Genomic DNA, 14,580 nt, shown 5'->3' with positions numbered 1-14,580 from the left:
CATTATAATCGACTAGTGATTGACTATTGTTTAGCGATAACATCCTAAGTTAACGCTAAACTTAATGTAATTATTGCCAGATTTTAATAAATACGGCATTCTCCACAATTGTGATTCTATCATTTCTAATTGTCATCATTTTATTGAGCACATCGATAAGATATTCCCAGCATTTCGATTTATTAAGGATTATTAAGTGACTCTGCGTGATCGTATTTTAGCGCTCGTAATCGTAATGCTTTGGGGCATTAATTTCGTCGTTATTAAAGTGGGCTTGCAAGGCTTTCCACCGTTGCTATTGGCAGGTATGCGATTTGTTATAGTCGCCCTCCCCGCTATATTCTTTATCAAGCGCCCAGATATTCCTTATCGCTGGCTGTTTTTATACGGCATTACCATCTGTTTTGGGCAATTTGCGTTGCTATTCTGGGCAATGAAGATCGGAATGGCGGCAGGCTTAGCGTCATTATTACTCCAAGCTCAAGCCTTTATTACTCTGCTTATGGGGGTTGTTCTTCTAAAAGAAACGATTAAGCCTCATAACGTCATCGCGATGTTTATCGCTGCGATTGGAATCTACATACTTGCTTCGGCGCAAGGAGAAACCAAAGCAAGCTTAACTTGGTTTACTTTGCTGTTAGTTATTGGTGCTGCTTCCTTTTGGTCTATGGGTAACATCACCAACAAAGTGATCATGAAAAACTATAATGTGCCAACAATGGCTCTGATTATATGGAGCGCCCCCGTTCCGGCTATTTCGTTTTTCGTCAGCTCATTTATCTTTGAAGGCCCGACGTTGATCATGGATTCTCTGATTCACATTGAATGGCATAATATCTTTGCTATTGGATACCTTTCGATCCTTGCAACCATCGTTGGGTATGGTGGGTGGAGCTATTTGTTGAGCCGCTACGAAACTTCATTAGTCGCACCATTATCTCTGCTTGTCCCTGTATTTGGTTTGTTTAGTGCCATGATTATTTTGGATGAACATTTAACTCTGTTACAAGGCGTTGGTGTCTCAGTCATTGCCATTGGATTAACATTTAATGTCTTCGGGAAACGGTTGATTGCAAACAGGCATAGCAAGCTAGATGCCTCTTCAAATTAAAATTAATGAAACGTGAGTTAAAAGAAGCCTATAGGCAAGTAAAACTCTAATTCAAACTCTTCTTGCTTGTTCAAGAAATGGTTTTTGTGGTAGTGAACGTAAGCGGGCGTTGAACGCAGTTTAAATCCGGAACTTGGTAGCCACTGTTCTAAGATTTTACTTAGTTGGGGAAGTAAATCGCCATATACGCCATTCAACGTAAATACGGCGTGCAAACCTCCAGGAATGACGAGCTGGTTAACGATGCCATGCAGTTTTATCGGCTCTTCTATTTCAATACACGCGACGTAACGACATTCATCTAATTCAACCCATGCAGGGTTCGAGTGATGCAATCCATATTGAACGGTAAAGTCTCGTCCTTCCTTATTCGCCCATGCGTTTAATAACCGCCATGCATTTGAAATCGAACGATTGTAACCAGTGTGGCGTACATACGCGGCTTTCCGTGGTTCAACTTCCTGAATTTTGGGAGTCGGTAGTTGCTGCTTAGCAACTCGTTGATACCCCAACGCTATTTCTTTATCTTTTAAATACGGTTTGTCTGAAATATTTAGATCGTGTTTGCGCCAATCTCGCGGAGAAAGGCCAAAGGTGGCTTTAAACGCTCGATTAAATGACGACGCCGAACTAAACCCGCTTTTGGTCACAATATCTATGACTGGCGTTTGCGGATCAAACATAAACTGATTGGCGGCATATTCCATTCGAATTCTCCGAACATATTGATGCACCGACTCACCCACCACCAATTTAAAGGTTCGATGAAAATGTTGCTCTGAATAAGCCGCGACTTTTGACAAGGCTTGAGCGGACAAGTCTCGAGTAATGTCTTGGTGTATATAAAACAGGACATCATTAATTCTCGATTGGTGCAGTGTATTCATCGTTTTACTATTAGCATAAATGGACATATTAGTAAGCATATATGGACAATTATTTATTGCCAAGTGCCTTTACGATTAACTCACCATTTCTATTACGACGCGAACAATTGACTTCGCTAATCACGGACACAGGAATTACTATGGAAATTGCACAATCAGTTCAAGGGATCAAGCCATCGTACATTAGAGAAATACTCGCAGCAGCCAGTGACACCAATGTCATTTCGCTTGCGGGGGGATTACCAGATGAGCAAACTTTTCCATTAGAATTAATGAAGCCAACGATAGACTCACTGTTGAGCACACCGAGTGTATTCCAATATGGCGGCACGGTGGGATATCCGCCACTGTTGGATCACTTACATCAACGCTACGAATTACCCGAATCCCACTCAGTAATGACCACCACGGGATCCCAACAAGGGTTGGACTTAATCGCCAGAGCTTATATTAACCCAGGCGATACTATTGCGATGGAAGCCCCGTGTTACCTTGGTGCAATGCAAGTATTTAATCTCGCATGTGCAAACTTGGTGACTGTTTCACAAGAAAAAGATGGGCCAAATATCAATCAGTTAGAAGAGTGTTTTAGGAGTGAACAACCTAAACTGTTTTATAGTGTACCTGATTTTCACAATCCAACAGGTGTGTGCTGGTCGTTACAAAAACGTCATGCAGTAGCAAATTTATGTATGCAATATAACGTGACGCTTATTGAAGATGCACCCTATCGAGAACTTCGCTTTAGTGGCGAAACGCTTCCAATGGTTTCAGATTTATGTCCACTCCTTTCCATCGTATTGCGTTCTTTTTCAAAAATCGCTTCACCAGGGTTAAGAGTGGGATCGATCAGCACAACCAAAGAGTACCTCGCACCAATAATCAAAGTAAAACAAGGAGCCGACCTACATTCAAGCGTTCCACCACAAGCGATGTTGTTAGGCTTGCTGCAACACCCTCACTATTCGCTACACCTTGAGAGCATACGTCATCAATATAAAGAGAAGCGTGACGCCTTAGTCAATGCTCTGGAGCAACATTTACCGGAGCAATGCGAAATATACGCTCCCCAAGGCGGTATGTTTGTTTGGGTGACGCTTCCACCATGTGATCCATTTGAATTCGCACAAACAATGCTCGAGCAACACATCGCGATTGTTCCGAGCCCGGTATTTTATCCTGATAACTATAACGCTGATCCAGCCATCAGGCTTAACTACACAAATGCCAGTAGCGAAGAACTGAATACAGCGGTACAACGAATGGCTGAAACGTTGAAGCTACGTTACTGCTAATCAATACCGAAAAATAATTGATCGAACCGATAAATATGCTGTGACAGTTTGCTACTAGTGCGTTTCATCCTCTCTATAGCAAAGGCATATTTTCGGTCTTTAAAACCTTGCCACTTCTATTGCGCCTGAAGCGTGCAACAAAGCACTAACACATCGCAACCTTGCCTTAACATGTTATTCATGTTTCATATAGCTATCACCCTAAAGCAATATAACCACATGTTTTATAAGAATAAATAATATATTTTATATTTTTTGTCCAATTGGTCAGCTTTTTGCTAATTAGAGTTAAAGAACTAAAAAATAATATTTATATGTAATAGATGGAGGTCATTATGTTGGAACTCATGGTGAATAAGGAAGTGCTCAAACTCTCTTCCAATCACGCAGACGATATGCTTCTCCCTTATTTACGTGAACAAAAATTTTTAACGGGAACAAAAGAAGGATGTGCGAGTGGCGACTGTGGCGCTTGTACCGTTGTGTTGGTAGATAAAGATACGCCAAAAGGCTCGCTTAGATATCGGCAAATAAATGCTTGTATTACCCCACTTCACGCATTACATGGTAAACAGATCATTACCGTCGAACACCTTAAACAGAATGATTCCCTTCACCCGATACAGCAAATGATTGTCGATAACCACGGTAGTCAGTGTGGTTTTTGTACTCCAGGCATTGTGATGTCATTGTATGCACTATCAAAACAGGCTAATTCGCATCTGGATCCAACTGAGTACCTTGCAGGCAATCTATGTCGCTGTACTGGCTATCGCCCGTTAATCAAATGCGCGAATGCAATTGCAAAAACGCCAATTAACGACCCTTTGGATCTATTTAGCGATGACGTTGTTCAATGGATGGATTCTGTTGATTCACTTAAACACCCGAACTATTTCACACCTTCCGACCGAGCGTCATTACGTGAAGTACGTTTACAGCACCCCGACGCCAAGTTGATCTCAGGGGCAACGGATCTCGCGTTAGAAGTTACCCAGCACTACAGAAAGCTTGAGAAATTAATCGATGTCTCAAAGGTGAATGACTTATTGACCATAGAGAATTGCGAACACGGATGCCGAATCGGAGCTGCGGTACCTTTATATCAAGTCCATGATTTTATGAAAGATCACTACCCGTCAACAACAGAAATCATCCAACGCCTTGGTAGTTTAACCATTAGGAATAGAGCGACGTTAGGTGGCAGTCTTGGTCACGCGTCACCGATAGGCGATATTGCACCTCTGTTAATGAGTCTAGGAGGAACCATTGAGCTTGATAACGGGATCGAAAAAGTTCTTTGTGCTCCAGAGGACTATATCCTCGATTATCGAACCACCGCTTTAAATCCCGACCAATGGATAAGCGCAATTCATATCCCGAAGCTAACTAAAAGTCATAATCACGCCATTTATAAGATTAGTAAACGCTATGAAGATGACATCGCGACAGTAGTCCTCGCGATTAATATGGTTGTTGATGAAGATAGTCGTGTTTCTAAATGCGTGATAGCGGCAGGTGGTATTGCGGCGAAATCGTTGCGTTTAACAAGGCTAGAAAACATATTTGAAGGAAAAACACTCAATCAAGAGCTTATCGATCTCGCTAAAAGTCATGTCAGTCACGAAATCCAGCCCATGAGCGATGTACGTGCCAGTGCTCAATATAGGATTAAATTAGTCGAAAACTTAATCCAGCGATATTTCTACGAGACACAGAGAATTTCAACAAGGTTGGTGCATCATGCGTAAATTGACCTCACTAACTCCTTCGGAAATGACGCTTGAGGACAAACCTGTAGGGAAGCCTATTCAACATGAAAGTGCCACCAAGCAAGTTTCGGGTGAGGCGTTATTTATCGATGATTATCCTAACTCACAAGCACTGCTTCACGCGGCTGTTATTACAAGTAACATTGCAAAAGGCGTCATTACGTCAATAGATCTAAGCGATGTCGAGGCGTGCGATGGTGTGGTGTGCATATTGGATGAATCGGATATACCTGGCTTAAAAGATATTGGCGCGATCTACAAAGGTGACCCATTACTTGCCATAGATAATATCGTGCATTATTTCGGACAACCTATTGCAGTGGTCTTAGCCACTTCTCACAACACCGCATGGAAAGCGGCTCAATTAGCCAAAGTAGAGTACGATATTAGTGACAACGTCACCACCAATCACCTAAGCAATGCTCATGACAACCAAGTTTTATTGCCACCGCATCAAATGGGAACACCGATTTCAAACTCAATATTTGATGGTGCTTACCATCAAGTCCAAGGTGATTTATGGGTCGGAGGACAAGAGCATTTTTATTTAGAGACCCAAATTAGCATTGCAGAGGTGACAGAAGACCGAGGAATATTTCTACGCTGCTCAACTCAACACCCAGCTGAAATACAAAAGCTTGTCGCCGAAGTGCTAGCAATAGACTTTAATCAAGTTACCGTTGATATGCGGCGAATGGGTGGTGGATTCGGTGGAAAAGAGAGTCAAGCAGGTCAATGGGCGTGCCTTGCAGCGTTGGGGGCTTATCACACAAAAAAATCAGTCAAAATTCGCTTGCCTAGAAGTGTCGATATGACCTCTACAGGAAAGCGGCACCCTTTCTATCAACGCTATCATCTCGCTACCGATCAACATGGCAAAATTTTAGCCTCGCAAATCGAGATTAACGGCTTATGTGGTCACTCGCCTGACCTTTCCGATGCAATCGTCGATCGCGCAATGTTTCATACCGACAACGCATACTCCCTTGGCGATGCTCATATTGAAGGGCATCGACTAAAAACTGATACCGTTTCCCACACCGCTTTTCGTGGGTTTGGTGGTCCACAAGGGATGATCATCATCGAAAAAGCCATGCAGCAACTCTCCATAACTACTGCGAAAGATGCGTTAGATTTACGTTATTTGAATTTGTACAACGCCGACAGTAATACCACGCCGTATGGGATGAAGGTAACTCAAACCGAGACAATGTATAAAATCATGCGCGATCTGGAACAGCAAAGTGATTATCGTAGACGTCGTGAAGAAATCGAGCGCTGGAATTTAACTAACCCAATATTAAAGAAAGGTCTCGCTTTAACACCAGTAAAATTTGGTATTTCTTTTACCGCTAAACATTTAAATCAAGCCGGAGCACTGCTCCATATCTATACCGATGGTTCTGTTCAAGTTTCTCACGGTGGAACCGAAATGGGTCAAGGTTTACATACCAAGATACAACAAATCGTAGCGCAATCGCTTGGTATTAATCTTTCACGAGTATTAGTCACTTCGACACGGACAGACAAAGTTCCTAATAGCTCACCGACTGCCGCTTCATCCGGTGCGGATCTCAATGGCATGGCTGCGCACAATGCGGCAATCACCCTAAAAACTCGCTTATTGGAGTTTATCTCTTCATTCCACAATACCGACAAGCCACTCCAGATTGAAGGCGAAAAAGTGATTGGTTTAGATATCGATTTAACTTGGCCTGAGCTGATACAGCAGGCGTATATGAACCGTATATCGTTATCCACCACCGGCTTTTATCAGACACCTAAAATTCATTACGATCGAGATAAAGCACAAGGACGCCCATTTTATTACTTTGCGCTCGGCGCATCCTGCTCTGAAGTAACAATAGATACACTTACCGGAGAACTTTCTGTAGAACGAGTCGATATTATTCACGATGTCGGACAAAGCTTAAACCCAGCGATAGACGAAGGACAAATAGAAGGCGCATTTATTCAAGGAATGGGTTGGTTAACCACTGAAGAGTTGGTGTGGAAAGATGACGGGCAATTGATGAGCAATAGCCCTATGAACTACAAAATCCCAACGATTGGCGACTATCCGAAGTCTCTTAATATTCACTTATTTGACGAAATAAATCCTGAATACAATATATATCGGTCCAAAGCAGTCGGGGAACCGCCGTTTATGCACGCAATTAGTGTTTGGTGCGCAATCTACGATGCTGTGGCTTCGGTAAGCGGTCACACCACCCCTCCATTGCTTCACGCACCAGCAACAGGTGAGGCGATCTTATCGGCTTGTGAACACCAACTATCCCAACTCAATCAGGAGGAATAATATGACACCTCTGACGCATCTAACTCATATGACGCAATTATCTTGGCTCGAAGCATGCCATTCGTTAGAACAGTCAGGCGAGGCCTATGTGATCGCAACCGTTGTTGCTTGCGTCGGTTCAGTACCTCGAGAAATGGGTTCTAAGATGGTTATCACTCAAAGTGCACAGTTTGACACAATCGGTGGTGGAAACCTTGAATATGAAGTCATTAAGTCTGCACGTCATGATTTAAAGCAACACGCAAGTTCAGTCCGAATTGAACGATTTGCCCTATCCGCTGATCTTGGCCAATGTTGTGGAGGCGCTGTGCAAATCATGTTTGAGTATTTTCTCACTCAAGTACCCCACGTAACAATTTTTGGCGCAGGCCATGTAAGTCAAGCGTTATGCACAATTTTAAAATCATTACCCTGTCACACAACCGTTATCGATAATCGCACAAATTGGAGCGAGTCGATTCAAGCCATAGGTGGGATTAACGTAATAGTTAACGCAGACCCATGTGCAACGATATCAACCATCCCAGACGATTCCTACATCGTAATCATGACGCAAGACCACATACTTGATTTCGAACTCACGCGTTTGTGTTTAGAGCAACAACGTTTCAATTACATTGGATTGATTGGCTCTCAAGGAAAGAGCCAGCGATTTCGCTTTAGACTGAACGAGCAACTAAGCAACGCTAACCTAGCGGCACAATTAATATGTCCTATAGGACACCCAGAGATAAAAGGAAAGCTTCCGATGCAAGTGGCACTTTCTGTTGCTGCGCAATTGTCTACTTTATGGGAGTCAGCGGCCGCAGAGCCTACTACTTGTAAACAATCGGGGTGGGAAGCGTGTAATCAAACTAGGAAGTTCATCAAGGAGCACTAAGAATGATGGCAACCACTTATCCGTTAATACTTGATACAACAGAGTTAATGAATATTTGCAGCAGTTCAACATGGATTGCACGAATGAAAGAGTCCATGCCTTTTGACAACTTCGCTCACTTTGAAGCTTTAGCGGAAAGTACATTCAACTCATTAAGTGACGATGATTGGCTTCAAGCTTTTGCAGGTCATCCAATGATTGGCGACCTCTCGACCTTGCATCAGAAATATAAAACGAGCAAAGCGCTCAGTGCACAAGAGCAAGGCTTGGTTGAGCAAGCATCGGATTCTACCTTGAGAGCGTTATTGCAATACAACCACGCCTACTTAGACAAATTTGGGTTTATTTTTATCGTATGTGCGAGCGGAAAGAGTGCAGAGGAGATGTTAATGATTTTAAAAGCTAGGTTTCTACGTTCCAAACAAGAGGAATTGATTCAAGCGGCATTTGAACAACGCAAAATTAGCAAAATTCGTATGGAGGCATATCTATGAGTCAGTTGAGTTGCCACATTTTAGATACAGCCAGTGGTATGCCTGCAATGGGGGTTGATGTTGAGCTTTTACGATTGAACGACTCTCAATGTTTAGCTCGAGAAACAACCAACGATGACGGAAGAACATCCTTTGACACTCTCCACTTGTGTCCCGGCCAATATACTTTGCGCTTTATGGTCGCTCCTTATTGCACCACTCACTTTGGAGAGGCGTTTTTTCCCATGATTGATATTCACTTTGTCGTCGACGGTCAGCGTAATTATCACATTCCATTATTGCTGTCGCCCTACTCGTTTTCGAGTTATCGCGGCAGTTAATGAAGACACAGCGTAAAAGCGCTACGTAGTATTACGGCCCAATTATTCATCAACATACGTTAAAAGGATTTAAAGTTATGTGGCCACACTTTTATGAATGGATTGCATTGTTCATCAAATGGTTTCATGTCATTTGTGGGATAGCGTGGATTGGGGCAAGTTTCTATTTTACTTGGCTTGATAATAGTTTAGAAACGCCACCAGATTGGAAGAAGAAAAAAGGAATAAAAGGCGATCTATGGGCTGTTCATGGCGGTGGCTTTTATGAAGTTGCTAAATATCAAGCAGGCCCAGAGAAGATGCCCGAACACTTACATTGGTTTAAGTGGGAAGCCTATACCACTTGGATCACGGGTTCTGTCTTAATGGTATGGATGTACTATTTCAATGCACAAGCCTATCTAATTGATCCGCGTGTAATGGAGCTCTCTTCCCCCGCTGCGATAAGTTTAGGTATTGGCGGTATTATGTTAGGCGTTCTAATATACGAACTCATAATGCGTTCACCGCTCGCCAACAACTCTCAGGTTTTCGTTACCAGTATCATCGTACTTGGCACCCTATTCTTTTATGGGTTCACAGAGTTATTTAGTGGCCGCGGTGCCTTTATTCACATGGGCGCTCTAATTGGGTCCATCATGGTGAATAATGTTTTCCATAAGATCATTCCTGGACAAAGGAAAATGGTGGCGCAGGTCGAGGCAGGTGAAGCCATTGATCCTAAACCGGGTTTAGAAGGTAAACAACGTTCTATTCATAATAACTATTTCACCTTGCCCGTGATTTTCTTAATGATAAGTAATCACTATCCGATGATTTATCAGCACGCTCAAAGTTGGCTAGTTGGTTCAGTCGTGATGTTACTGAGTGCCTATATTCGCCACTATTTCAACCTAAAACATTCTGGAAAAAATAAGCCAGCCGTGCTCGTGTCGGGTATCACCGCTATGTTTGTACTCGCGATAGCATTGAGCATACCTAAACAAACTACACGCATTTCAGTTCACGACACTACGGCGATTGAGGCTACCAATGATAAGCGTTCAGTTGATACGCCATCTAACATCACTGCAAAGCAAAGTGCGATCGATATTATCGGAGCTCGTTGCACACAATGTCATAGTTCCACCCCTAATGATGATGTGTTTACGATCGCTCCAAGTGGCGCAATATTCGATAACTGGGAAGACATACAACGATGGAAAGCTCGAATCATTGCGAGAACCGTTGAAACTCGAGACATGCCTTTCCTAAATAAAACAGACATGACGGATGAAGAGCGTGCGTTGTTGCTCAAGGCTTTCAATCAAATACAGCCTAATTAGGACTTTAACGATATTTGAAAGCCAAAGTTACATATGTTCGCACTAAAAGTGATCGTTTAACTAGTTGTACTCGGTGACCCAAAAACTTAACACTCTGATTTTATATCATATTGTTCAACGAAAAATGTGGCATGTGAGTTGCTGCTTAATTATTAATCAAACATACACAAGGAAGTGATTATGTCTAAACCAAAACACAGTGAATTGGTCTACGAGCTTGAAGATCGCCCTACTACAGGAAAGGCGATGTACGCAGGTTTACAGCACGTATTAGCAAGCTTTGTCGGTATTATTACCCCAACATTAATTATCGGCGGCGTGCTTGGACTAGGTGAAAACGTCCCTTATTTGATTTCTATGGCTCTGATTGTATCGGGCGTTGGTACATTTATCCAAGCAAGACGTATTGGCCCTGTAGGTGCCGGTATGATATGTGTTCAAGGAACGAGCTTCGCATTTTTAAGTTCAGTATTAGCCGCGGGGTTTATCGCTAAGTCTAAAGGTGGGGGGCCAGAAGAGATATTGGCACTTATTTTTGGTGTCTGTTTTTTTGGTGCATTTATCGAAATTGCTCTCTCGCAGTTTATTGGTAAGCTTAAACGCATCATTACCCCGGTAGTTACGGGCACTGTTGTGACGATAATTGGAATTTCACTAATTAAAGTAGGCATGACAGATTTAGCAGGTGGTGCTAACGCTCCAGATTTTGGCTCGTTACAAAACTTAATCTTAGGTTCGATTGTATTAGTCACCATCATTGGCTTAAATCGTTCACCTAATATTATGCTTCGCCTTTCATCAATTCTGATAGGCATGCTAGTAGGCTATATCGTAGCGACGGGAATGGGACTAGTTAACTTAGCCGGTATATTTAATCAGCCACTGGTTAGCGTCCCTCTTCCATTTAAGTATGGTTTTTCATTTGATTGGGTAGCATTTGTCCCAATCGCGGTTATTTATACTATTACCGCAATCGAATCTACCGGCGATATTACCGCAAACTGCATGGTTACCAAGCAACCAGTAACTGGGTCATCGTATTTAAAACGTATAAAAGCCGGTGTTCTGGCAGATGGCGTTAATTCTCTCATCGCTGCTACATTCAATACCTTCCCCAACACCACGTTCAGCCAAAATAATAGTGTCATTCAATTAACCGGAATTGCCAGTCGCTACGTAGGCTACTTTGTCGCCTTGATTCTTGTCGTACTTGGTCTATTTCCAATAGTAGGAGCTATTTTAACAACCATTCCGAAGCCAGTAATTGGAGGTGCGACATTGGTTATGTTTGGTACCGTTGCGGCGGCAGGAATCAAGATCATTGCACGAGAAGAGTTAGATCGACGTAACTTAATGATCTTAGCCGTATCTTTTGGCATTGGTTTGGGTGTCATGATGGTACCAGAAACAGTCCAATTATTGCCTAAGGTTCTCCAGAGTGTATTTGGCTCAGCCGTTACAACAAGTGGGATCGCTGCAATCGTGATGACATTAGTGTTACCAAAAAATAAACCCGAAGAATCGACCTCTTCCGATACGATTTCAGCTACTTTGTCTCCACAAGGTGATTAGTACTGAATAAAACAACGGCTTTTCTCAAGCGATTAAAGCCGTTGTCTCCAATGGCAAGAATATTAAATTTAAACATCAATCTAGTCGTTTAATAATACAACGATTGAATTATTCAAGTATGAAAACAAAAATGCGACATCACTTTTAGTTACTATCGAACAGCATTTGAGTGATGCATCTCTCACTAATAGTTCAGCGTAAATAGCTATTGTAGTATTAATTATAAAGGGTATTATCGTTCTTAATCTTGGCTTTTATCAGCCAACCAACAAAGACATCGAACAACATCAGCCTATCATTTTGTAACAACCCGATGGCCTCTCGTAAATAATGAATGTTACGCACCAAACTAGTTGCTGATAGAAATTTGAATTAGATCATATTGAATACTTCTTAACCACACTAAAAACAAATGTATCATTAATAATTTTTAATGACCTAAATCACAATTTAATTGTACAAATAGAATCGATATGATTTTCAATTTCAATAAAGACAGTCATTTAGTAAACCTTTCAAATTAATCTTTAAAATTTAAAACTTTATTATATTGACAATAAAAATAATATTTTAGCCCATGACTAACAATGTCTGTTTTCAACGCGATTTAGCAATAGAATTAAATGGTCTTACGTACGGTATTTTGAGCGATACCTTCATCATACGAAGTATTTATTCTTACAACGCTCAACTTGTCATACAAATAACACACTGAAAGATGACCTAGGTCACGCAATTGCGCTATTGTAGTACAATACGATTATAATATGGTTATGATGGCACCGTTGTATTTACTTTTTAATATAGGAAAAAACGATGGAACTTGATCTAAATACCACCATTGTCGGAGTCTATTTCCTTTTCTTAATTGCTATAGGATGGATGTTCCGAACTTTTACAAGTAACACAAGTGACTACTTTCGTGGGGGCGGTAACATGCTCTGGTGGATGGTAGGTGCTACTGCATTTATGACCCAGTTCAGTGCTTGGACGTTTACCGGTGCTGCTGGTAAAGCCTATAACGATGGCTTCGCGGTTGCGGTAATATTCCTTGCCAACGCATTCGGCTACTTTATGAACTTCGCGTATTTCGCTCCTAAGTTCCGTCAGCTACGTGTAGTTACCGTTATCGAAGCAATTCGCATGCGTTTTGGTTCTGCAAACGAACAGGTCTTCACTTGGTCTTCAATGCCTAACAGTGTTGTCTCTGCTGGTGTTTGGCTTAATGCTCTTGCAATCATTGCATCAGGTATTTTTGGATTCGACATGACAATGACGATCTGGATTACAGGTCTGGTTGTTTTAGCAATGTCTGTAACAGGTGGTTCATGGGCGGTAATCGCATCTGACTTTATGCAGATGGTTATTATCATGGCTGTGACCGTTACCTGTGCTGTTGTGGCTTACTTTCAAGGTGGTGGTATTGGCGAGATCGTTAACAACTTCCCTGTTGGCGAATCAGGTACTTTCGTATCGGGCAACAACCTTAACTACTTAAGCATCTTCAGCATTTGGGCATTTTTCATCTTTGTTAAGCAGTTCTCTATCACAAACAACATGCTTAACTCTTACCGTTACCTAGCGGCAAAAGACTCTAAAAATGCGAAAAAAGCTGCGCTTCTAGCGTGTGTGCTAATGCTTTGTGGTGTATTTATTTGGTTTATGCCTTCTTGGTACATTGCCGGTCAAGGTGTTGATTTAGCAGCAGCTTACCCAGACGCAGGTAAAAAAGCAGGCGATTTCGCATACTTATACTTCGTGCAAGAATACATGCCTGCAGGTATGGTTGGTCTTCTTGTAGCCGCTATGTTTGCCGCAACCATGTCATCAATGGATTCAGGCCTTAACCGTAACTCTGGTATCTTTGTTAAGAACTTCTACGAAAACATCGTTCGTAAGAATCAAGCATCAGAAAAAGAGTTGGTTACCGTTTCTAAGATCACATCAACTGTATTCGGTATCTTTATCATCTTAATTGCACAGTTCATTAACTCTCTTAAAGGGTTGAGCCTGTTTGATACGATGATGTATGTTGGTGCACTTATCGGCTTCCCAATGACTATTCCAGCATTCCTTGGCTTCTTTATTAAGAAGACTCCAGACTGGGCTGGTTGGGGTACACTGGTTGTTGGTGCTCTTGTTTCTTACATCGTTGGCTTCGTTATTAACGCAGAAATGGTGTCATCAGTACTAGGACTTGAAGAGTTAACTAAACGTGAATGGTCAGACGTTAAAGTCGCAATTGGCCTGATGGGTCACATCACTTTCACAGGTGGTTTCTTCATCCTATCAACACTGTTCTACAAACCGTTAACTGGTAAGCGTCAAGCTGACGTAGATAAGTTCTTTGAAAATCTATCTACTCCACTTGTGTCTGAGTCTGCAGAACAACAGCAACTAGACAACAAACAACGTGGAATGCTTGGTAAGCTAATCGCAGTAGCTGGTGTATTCATCTGCTTTATGGCACTACTACCTAACCCAATGTGGGGACGCTTAGTATTTATACTTTGTGGCCTGATCGTTGGTGGTGTTGGTGTACTATTGGTTAAAGCAGTTGATAACAAAACAGAGAACCCTCAAGAAGCGCTATCTTAATAACGC

General features: G+C 42.0%; 11 protein-coding genes. 10 read left to right on the top strand and 1 reads right to left on the bottom strand.

Going from position 1 to position 14,580, the window contains the following annotated elements:
• The first annotated feature begins 196 nt into the window (after window positions 1–196).
• Entirely contained in the window at window positions 197–1,111 is a 915-nt protein-coding gene (locus tag ACXJY6_RS03445; protein WP_458767396.1) for an EamA family transporter, read from the top strand.
• A 17-nt stretch (window positions 1,112–1,128) separates the two neighbouring features.
• Here the strand turns inward: ACXJY6_RS03445 and ACXJY6_RS03440 are convergent, their stop codons facing one another.
• Window positions 1,129–1,998, bottom strand: a complete 870-nt coding sequence (locus tag ACXJY6_RS03440) for an AraC family transcriptional regulator (protein WP_458767395.1) — start codon at window positions 1,996–1,998, stop codon at window positions 1,129–1,131.
• Between the two features lie 140 nt (window positions 1,999–2,138).
• Here ACXJY6_RS03440 and ACXJY6_RS03435 point away from each other — a divergent pair, with 140 nt between their 5' ends.
• The 9 genes from ACXJY6_RS03435 (at window position 2,139) to ACXJY6_RS03395 (ending at window position 14,574) form a co-directional block, all read left to right on the top strand.
• Window positions 2,139–3,293, top strand: coding sequence for an aminotransferase-like domain-containing protein (locus ACXJY6_RS03435; protein WP_458767394.1), 1,155 nt, complete (start codon window positions 2,139–2,141; stop codon window positions 3,291–3,293).
• A gap of 335 nt (window positions 3,294–3,628) precedes the next feature.
• Window positions 3,629–5,044 carry a xanthine dehydrogenase small subunit gene (gene xdhA, locus ACXJY6_RS03430; RefSeq protein ID WP_458767393.1) on the top strand — a complete coding sequence of 472 codons (1,416 nt, stop codon included), beginning with the start codon at window positions 3,629–3,631 and terminating at the stop codon, window positions 5,042–5,044.
• On the top strand, window positions 5,037–7,385 hold the full coding sequence (xdhB, locus tag ACXJY6_RS03425; RefSeq protein ID WP_458767392.1) for a xanthine dehydrogenase molybdopterin binding subunit: 2,349 nt from the start codon (window positions 5,037–5,039) through the stop codon (window positions 7,383–7,385). The genes xdhA and xdhB overlap by 8 nt, the downstream gene beginning before the upstream one ends.
• Before the next feature lies 1 nt (window position 7,386).
• Window positions 7,387–8,265, top strand: a complete 879-nt coding sequence (gene xdhC / locus ACXJY6_RS03420) for a xanthine dehydrogenase accessory protein XdhC (RefSeq protein ID WP_458767391.1) — start codon at window positions 7,387–7,389, stop codon at window positions 8,263–8,265.
• 2 nt (window positions 8,266–8,267) lie between these two features.
• Complete coding sequence (locus tag ACXJY6_RS03415; RefSeq protein ID WP_458767389.1) at window positions 8,268–8,759, top strand: 2-oxo-4-hydroxy-4-carboxy-5-ureidoimidazoline decarboxylase; 492 nt, start codon at window positions 8,268–8,270, stop codon at window positions 8,757–8,759.
• Window positions 8,756–9,079 (top strand): hydroxyisourate hydrolase, encoded by a 324-nt coding sequence (uraH, locus tag ACXJY6_RS03410; protein ID WP_458767388.1) that lies wholly within the window; start codon window positions 8,756–8,758, stop codon window positions 9,077–9,079. Before ACXJY6_RS03415 ends, uraH begins: the two co-directional genes overlap by 4 nt.
• Before the next feature lie 77 nt (window positions 9,080–9,156).
• Window positions 9,157–10,404 carry a urate hydroxylase PuuD gene (locus ACXJY6_RS03405; protein WP_458767387.1) on the top strand — a complete coding sequence of 416 codons (1,248 nt, stop codon included), beginning with the start codon at window positions 9,157–9,159 and terminating at the stop codon, window positions 10,402–10,404.
• A gap of 180 nt (window positions 10,405–10,584) precedes the next feature.
• Window positions 10,585–11,976: a uracil-xanthine permease family protein gene (locus ACXJY6_RS03400; protein ID WP_458767386.1), complete on the top strand. Its 1,392-nt coding sequence runs from the start codon at window positions 10,585–10,587 to the stop codon at window positions 11,974–11,976.
• Between the two features lie 816 nt (window positions 11,977–12,792).
• Entirely contained in the window at window positions 12,793–14,574 is a 1,782-nt protein-coding gene (locus ACXJY6_RS03395) for a sodium:solute symporter family transporter (protein ID WP_456050450.1), read from the top strand.
• Window positions 14,575–14,580: the final 6 nt, after the last annotated feature.

This window comes from Vibrio phycocola, assembly GCF_054404255.1.
Note: the sequence above shows the minus strand (reverse complement) of the source record. Positions and strands in the feature narration are given on the sequence as shown.

What these genes read in the sequence shown, in the direction of transcription:
- ACXJY6_RS03440 (WP_458767395.1), bottom strand. Translation starts at nt 1,998, where the DNA reads ATGAATACACTGCACCAATCGAGAATTAATGATGTCCTGTTTTATATA.
- ACXJY6_RS03435 (WP_458767394.1), top strand. Translation starts at nt 2,139, where the DNA reads ATGGAAATTGCACAATCAGTTCAAGGGATCAAGCCATCGTACATTAGA.
- xdhA (WP_458767393.1), top strand. Translation starts at nt 3,629, where the DNA reads ATGTTGGAACTCATGGTGAATAAGGAAGTGCTCAAACTCTCTTCCAAT.
- xdhB (WP_458767392.1), top strand. Translation starts at nt 5,037, where the DNA reads ATGCGTAAATTGACCTCACTAACTCCTTCGGAAATGACGCTTGAGGAC.
- xdhC (WP_458767391.1), top strand. Translation starts at nt 7,387, where the DNA reads ATGACACCTCTGACGCATCTAACTCATATGACGCAATTATCTTGGCTC.
- ACXJY6_RS03415 (WP_458767389.1), top strand. Translation starts at nt 8,268, where the DNA reads ATGATGGCAACCACTTATCCGTTAATACTTGATACAACAGAGTTAATG.
- uraH (WP_458767388.1), top strand. Translation starts at nt 8,756, where the DNA reads ATGAGTCAGTTGAGTTGCCACATTTTAGATACAGCCAGTGGTATGCCT.
- ACXJY6_RS03405 (WP_458767387.1), top strand. Translation starts at nt 9,157, where the DNA reads ATGTGGCCACACTTTTATGAATGGATTGCATTGTTCATCAAATGGTTT.
- ACXJY6_RS03400 (WP_458767386.1), top strand. Translation starts at nt 10,585, where the DNA reads ATGTCTAAACCAAAACACAGTGAATTGGTCTACGAGCTTGAAGATCGC.
- ACXJY6_RS03395 (WP_456050450.1), top strand. Translation starts at nt 12,793, where the DNA reads ATGGAACTTGATCTAAATACCACCATTGTCGGAGTCTATTTCCTTTTC.